Origin of the sequence: Sulfurimonas sp. (genome assembly GCF_018698455.1) — a bacterium.
Classification (GTDB): Bacteria; Campylobacterota; Campylobacteria; order Campylobacterales; family Sulfurimonadaceae; genus Sulfurimonas.
In genome coordinates this window covers 1-5,891 of sequence record NZ_JABIOQ010000005.1, presented here as the reverse complement: position 1 = coordinate 5,891, position 5,891 = coordinate 1, and the positions used below count along the sequence as shown (strand labels likewise).

Genomic DNA, 5,891 nt, shown 5'->3' with positions numbered 1-5,891 from the left:
TTCTTCATCATCAACTATCAAGATATTGTGTATCATTACTGCTCTTTTTTTGGAAAGTTTACACTCAAAGTACTACCAAAACCAAGTTCACTTTCTAGGGATAAACTAGCACCATGCATAGTAACTATAGCTTGAGAGAGTGCTAAACCTAGACCTAAGCCATCTTGAGAAGCTGTATTTTGTGTTCTGTAAAACTGTTTAAAGACACTTGCCTGTTCATCAGCTGCAATGCCACAACCATCATCCTTGACTGCAACGACGATACTATCTTCAGTCTGCTTAAGAGACACCTCAATACTTCCTCCATCTGGAGTATATTTGATAGCATTATTTATAAGATTATAAAAAAGTTGTTTACATTTGTCATAATGGATAATATGCTCAATATTTTCTACAGCAATTAAACTTATCTTCTGTCCTTTTTGCTGAGCTAAAGCTTCTAAAATCTCTATGGTATCTACTAAAAGAGTTAGTAAACTAGCATTTTTAAAATGCGACTTGCCATCTTGATACTCACAACTAAGAAGAACTTTCATTTGCTCTACTAGTTGAGTCAGTCTTACAACCTCTTCAACATCCATGACGAGTTTCTGACGAACTCCAAGTGGTATCTCATCGTTTGGAATCTCTACTTCTAAATGTGAACGAATAATAGTTAGTGGCGTCTTTAACTCGTGTAAAAACTCACCCAAAATACTGTGCTGCTTTTTTTTATACTCTTCTAGTTCAACATTAATCATTACCTATCCTATTTACTTCTTGCTATATAACCGATAGAGTGAAGTGTTTCTATGATGCCATCACCTATTTTTCTACGAAGGTTTTTAAGGTGTGCATCTATGGCATTTGTACTTCTATCCATACATGACTCTCCCCATATATGCTCAGATATCTGGAGTCTTGTGAGTGTTACATCTGCATTATGTAAAAAAAGTTCTAAAATCATAAACTCTTTTGCAGTAAGTTTTATCTGCACTCCATCACGACAAGCTTCTTTTGTTTTTGAGTCAAGTGTTAAGTCTTTAATACCAAGAACTGCACTACTCACCTCACTGTTTCTTCTTAAAAGTGAACGAACACGAGCGAGGAGTTCCAAGTTTGAAAATGGCTTAGATAGATAATCATCTGCACCACTATCAAGACCATTTACTCTGTCATTTATTTGATCTCGTGCGGTCAACATTAGTGTAGGTATTTTATTTTTACTTGCTCGTAGTTCTCTTATAAGAGTTATTCCATCCATTTTAGGCATCATAATATCAAGTAGTAAAAGATCAAAATGCTGCGCATAGAGTCTGTCCATTGCCTCTTCACCATCAAAGGCCTGTTCAACTTCATACGACTTTTCAAGTAAAATACTTTTAATACTATCCGATATTTTCTTTTGATCTTCAGCTATTAATATTCTCACTTACTTACCCCTTAAATACCTAGACTTTGAGTTTAAAGACAAACTCACTACCTTGATTTTTCCCTTGACTAAAAGCTTCTATACTTCCACCAAGTTTATGAACATATGCTTCTACTAGTGCTAGGCCTAGACCACTTCCTTTAACATTTGTAGCATTTTCTAAACGCACAAAAGGACTAAAGATTTGTGATGTGTCTAGCATCCCAATACCTGTATCTTTGACTGAAATGACAACTAGCTTTGCCTCTGCTGAAATGTTTATACTGATTGTACCTTCATTTGTGTATTTTATTGCATTGCCTATTAAGTTAAAAAGTATCTGTTTGTAAGTTATATTATCAGTTAATACACTTAGGTTCTCAACCGAAGATGTAAGTAAAAGTTTGATGGATTTTTTTTGACTCTGGATTTGTAAAAGTGCTATAACCTCACGAGTAAGTTCTATGATATCTTCAAGTTCTAGTTTAACTTCAGCTCTAGAATAGAACTCCTCCTGTGAAATAGATAAAATATTTTCAACTAAGGTCAGAAGATGTTTTCCTGCTTTTTCAATGTTATGTGGGAGTTTTTCATACTCTTTTTCTACTAGTTTCTCTTGAGATAAAAACTGTGAAAAGCCTATGATGCTGTTAAGAGGAGTTCTAAACTCATGTGACATTTGAGAAATAAACTTACTCTTTACCTGAGTAGCAAGGTTGGCTTCTTCTAAGAGTTTAAGCTGGTTTTTTTGTAAAAGAGCACGCTGTTTATAAAGCTTGTAACTATAAAAGAGAGCAAACACAAGTAATGCACTTATAAATATAATGGTCATTATAGATATATAGTTCCACTTAGAATACAAAAGAAAATCAATTCTACTTTGTGATAATGAACTGTTTAACTTTAAGTCCTTAAGTGCTTCACTTGAAAAAGCATGAGACATCTTATGTGTATCATCATGAAACTGTTTCTTTGACTCTATTTTTATAAGTGCATTATTATCTTCAAGACTATAACTATGAACACTGTTTTGAAGGTAATGTTTTAGAGAATTATAGGGGATATATATGAAAAGTGTTCCAAGCTGTTTTTGCTTTTGTAGTGATGACATAACTTTTTGTTGTAGAACAATTCCCTCATTGATGCCAAAATCAATATCACTTGTTCGTGCTATAGTCTGTTTTTGAGAGTTTGTAACATAGAGCTCTATCTCAAACTTCTGACTAGCTTTTTTATTTTTTAGAATTTGAAGTACTCTTTTATCTAAGTCATTTATCACTAAGTCATTAAAACTGTCTAGTTGTGAAAGAAATAACATTTCATCTTTAAGTTGTTGTACATCTAGCTCAATGTTTGTGCTTATGGCGTTTAAGTTTAGTCTTTGATGTGTATTTATTTTTTCTAAAATTATAGTGTTGTTATTTTTATATGTAAAAAAAAGAAGTGAACCTAGTAATACAAATGCAAGAAGTACAATGCTAAATAAAAATCTACTAGAAAAATTCATAGGCTTAGACCTACTCTAGTTCAAAACTAACTAAGATTGTCATCTCAGGTGAGACAAAGTCTTCGGGTATATAACCAATAGCACCAGGCATATTTGTAATGTAGGCAGCCATAGCTTTTTTAGATAAAACCACATGAGGTGCTTTAACCCCTTTAAAGTGCATTTTATCCCAGTATCTATTCCAGTGTTGATTACTTATCTTTAACATATCGTTTATAAAATGTTTTCTTATTTTATTTGGAGCTTTTAAGTTTAGGGGAACTATATCGCAGTTGTTTATTTTGATCTGTTTTTTCAAGTATATTTTTTGAAAGTTGAGTTTCTTATCTGCATTACATTTTTTTGAGATGACAAGTTTATAGTTTTGGCCATAGACAATTGTAGAGAAGAGTAGAATATAAATTATATTTTGCATCTACCTTTTCCTCATTAGAATAACACTGAAAACGATAGATGCACTTGATCACTAGTGAAAGCCTTAGCACCAGTTCTTACAAAGTGTCTATACTCTGCCTTGTATGAAAGAGCTGAGAGAGGTCTGTAGATATACCCAACTACTCCATTTCTCTCATCCCAACTACCAACGCCATTACCTTCTCGTATTTTTTGTCCAACACGTGCTGCAAGGTAGTGAGGACCTGTAAGGTTATGAACATACTGTGTATACCAAGAGAGATCATTCCACGAAGTCATATTATTACTAAGGTCTGTCCATTCACCTTTTTTGTAAAGTATTTCAACGGAAAGTTCATCGTTATCAAACTCTACAAGGGTATTCGCCCCACCGAACTTACATACTTCTTTAAATGTGTTTGATTTATACTGACCGTAGTTTAGTGCGACTTTTGAGTTCAAACCAAACAAGTAGCGAACTTCTCCACCACTAAACTCTGAAACTGGGATTTTAGAGATAGAAGACTCTTCTTTGTCTTGAAGTTGTGTAAATAGCGAGTACTCAAAGTCCGTACCTATTTGCCCATGAAGTTGTGCACCTGTAATGATGTCTGGAAAAAACTCCAAGGTAACAAGTGGTCGAATATTTGTCCATCTTAAAGCATTTATGTATGTGGGGTTATAGATACCGATGGGTGTTAAAAAACGTCCAAGTTTGACATTTAGTGCCTCATCTAGATGAATGTCTCCATATAAACGATGTACTTCCAACTCTTCATAATTATTTTTATTATCTTCATACAGGTAAAGGTTTTCATTTCCATACTCTGCTAAAAAACTAAAGTACTTCGTGTATGAACCATAAAACATAAGAGCTGCATTCTCTATGCCTATGCTATTTTCATCATTTTTAGCTTTTATACTGAGATGTCCGCCAAGAGTAAGCTCTAAGTCATTAGCACTATATAAAGATAGTCCTCGTCCAAGCTTATAGTCTTCCGCAAAAAGTGGGATAAAAACTAAGATAAGTAAAATAAGTAATTTCATAATCATTCCTTATTATATAGCTTATTTTATATAAAGTCCATGAATTTTATATGAAAAATATCAATTCATAAAATTCATATTTAATTCATAGACATACAGTATAATGCCATTAAATAAAAAAGGATAATCAAATGAAAAAAAGATTGTTAACAATGTTGGTATTGCTTTTATGTACTTCTCACATACAAGCATTTGAGTCGGGTCAGTTAAGTATGGATACACCAACTGTACTCAAAGCGAGTGAAGCGGCATTTACCATACGCCATAGGTTTTATGGGAAAATAGATGATGCTGAAAACTTTTTTGGTATAGATGATGGCGGTAATGTAATGTTGCAACTTCGTTATGCACCTATAGACAACATGGTAGTAGAAGTGCACCATACACGTGATAACCAAGAGTACAACTTAGGTATAGGTTACTCTATTCCTACTGAGTATATCAATCTGGGACTAAATGTAAATGCTCTTTCAAATAAACTAGCACTATTTGAAGAGCGTCAAAATAGCTACTTTGCAAATATGAACTTCCAAACGCCAAACTATTTTGACCACTTAATCATCACTGCAAATGTAGCTTATGACGGTTACTATGAAAATACAGGGCTAGGTATAGGAGTAGACTTTAACTTTGCAAACTTTTTTGAAAGCTTAGTATTTACAGATAGAGTTGCACTTGTAGCTGAGTACTACCCTCAAGTTGATAAAGTGGATGGTATTAATGGTAAAAACGATAGCTTTGCAGCTGGTGTAAAGTTTCAAACTTACGGTCACCACTTCGAGCTACTTGTTTCAAACTCAGTAGCTATGGATGCGAGAAACATGATGTTAGGTACAAACAGCGAAGACCTGCATTTTGGTTTTAATATAAATAGAAAATTTTAGGAGAGAGACAATGAAAAACATAAAAATAAAATTATTATCATCAATCTTTTTAGCACTTATGGTTAGTGGGTGTGGAGATAGTTTTGAAGAGTCAAAAAAAAGTATCCCTGTTGCTAGTGTTGATGTAAGTGCAGGTGCAACACTTTTTTCTAACAAAAACTGTGCAGGATGCCATGGAGCTGATGGAACTACCATTCCGGGTGCTGGAATACGTACTATAGTAAGTATAGATACTGAGCGTGATATTCAAAATGCATTATATAGCCTTCGAGCAGATGTAGATGGAAGGAGTAATACTATGACAGGTATTGCAGCTGGTTTAACGGACCAAGAAATTTTAGACTTATCTTCTTACATTAACTCTTTATAAACTGTGTCTAATGTGTGCTAAAATACGGCTACACATTAGAAGGAACATTTATGAGAAACCAAATTGGAAAATATACTAATACTATCAACACCCTAACACTTGAAGATAGAATACTTACACATAACACACTTATCATCGCTGAAGTAGGCTCTGGTAAAACAAACCTAGCTTGCAGAATACGTAACTTTGCAGTAGATAGTGATGTGGCTACGATTTATCTTGATTTTAACAACTCGTTTAAAATTACACCCCAGGGGTAACATCCAAAACAAGATAGAAACATCGCTATAATGAATGCAC

At 33.8% G+C, this 5,891-nt stretch carries 8 protein-coding genes; 3 read left to right on the top strand and 5 right to left on the bottom strand.

Annotated elements, in window-relative coordinates; genetic code table 11:
- Positions 1-35: 35 nt before the first annotated feature.
- Genes HOG88_RS00640 through HOG88_RS00620 form a run of 5 tightly spaced genes read right to left on the bottom strand, consistent with a single transcriptional unit; the run spans position 36 to position 4,337 of the window.
- Positions 36-740, bottom strand: a complete 705-nt coding sequence (locus HOG88_RS00640) for a sensor histidine kinase KdpD (RefSeq protein WP_295002121.1) — start codon at positions 738-740, stop codon at positions 36-38.
- Positions 741-748: 8 nt separating this feature from the next.
- Positions 749-1,411 (bottom strand): response regulator transcription factor, encoded by a 663-nt coding sequence (locus tag HOG88_RS00635; RefSeq protein ID WP_295002120.1) that lies wholly within the window; start codon positions 1,409-1,411, stop codon positions 749-751.
- 19 nt (positions 1,412-1,430) lie between these two features.
- The gene (locus HOG88_RS00630) at positions 1,431-2,897 is read right to left on the bottom strand and encodes a sensor histidine kinase KdpD (RefSeq protein ID WP_295002119.1); all 1,467 of its coding nucleotides are present in this window, start codon (positions 2,895-2,897) and stop codon (positions 1,431-1,433) included.
- Between the two features lie 10 nt (positions 2,898-2,907).
- Positions 2,908-3,312 (bottom strand): hypothetical protein, encoded by a 405-nt coding sequence (locus HOG88_RS00625; protein WP_295002118.1) that lies wholly within the window; start codon positions 3,310-3,312, stop codon positions 2,908-2,910.
- A gap of 14 nt (positions 3,313-3,326) precedes the next feature.
- Positions 3,327-4,337, bottom strand: a complete 1,011-nt coding sequence (locus HOG88_RS00620; protein WP_295002117.1) for a hypothetical protein — start codon at positions 4,335-4,337, stop codon at positions 3,327-3,329.
- A 131-nt stretch (positions 4,338-4,468) separates the two neighbouring features.
- Between HOG88_RS00620 and HOG88_RS00615 the strand changes: the two genes are divergently transcribed.
- From HOG88_RS00615 to HOG88_RS00605, 3 genes are read left to right on the top strand one after another with little or no spacing between them, the layout of a single operon-like run.
- Positions 4,469-5,221, top strand: a complete 753-nt coding sequence (locus HOG88_RS00615; RefSeq protein ID WP_295002116.1) for a DUF5777 family beta-barrel protein — start codon at positions 4,469-4,471, stop codon at positions 5,219-5,221.
- Between the two features lie 10 nt (positions 5,222-5,231).
- Complete coding sequence (locus HOG88_RS00610) at positions 5,232-5,591, top strand: c-type cytochrome (protein WP_295002115.1); 360 nt, start codon at positions 5,232-5,234, stop codon at positions 5,589-5,591.
- A gap of 50 nt (positions 5,592-5,641) precedes the next feature.
- A complete protein-coding gene (locus HOG88_RS00605) occupies positions 5,642-5,851 on the top strand; it encodes a hypothetical protein (RefSeq protein ID WP_295002114.1) in 210 nt (69 codons plus the stop codon).
- Positions 5,852-5,891 lie beyond the last annotated feature (40 nt).

Coding starts and splice junctions, on each gene's coding strand:
- HOG88_RS00610 (WP_295002115.1), top strand. CDS start 5,232: ATGAAAAACATAAAAATAAAATTATTATCATCAATCTTTTTAGCACTT.
- HOG88_RS00615 (WP_295002116.1), top strand. CDS start 4,469: ATGAAAAAAAGATTGTTAACAATGTTGGTATTGCTTTTATGTACTTCT.
- HOG88_RS00630 (WP_295002119.1), bottom strand. CDS start 2,897: ATGAATTTTTCTAGTAGATTTTTATTTAGCATTGTACTTCTTGCATTT.
- HOG88_RS00640 (WP_295002121.1), bottom strand. CDS start 740: ATGATTAATGTTGAACTAGAAGAGTATAAAAAAAAGCAGCACAGTATT.
- HOG88_RS00605 (WP_295002114.1), top strand. CDS start 5,642: ATGAGAAACCAAATTGGAAAATATACTAATACTATCAACACCCTAACA.
- HOG88_RS00620 (WP_295002117.1), bottom strand. CDS start 4,337: ATGAAATTACTTATTTTACTTATCTTAGTTTTTATCCCACTTTTTGCG.
- HOG88_RS00625 (WP_295002118.1), bottom strand. CDS start 3,312: ATGCAAAATATAATTTATATTCTACTCTTCTCTACAATTGTCTATGGC.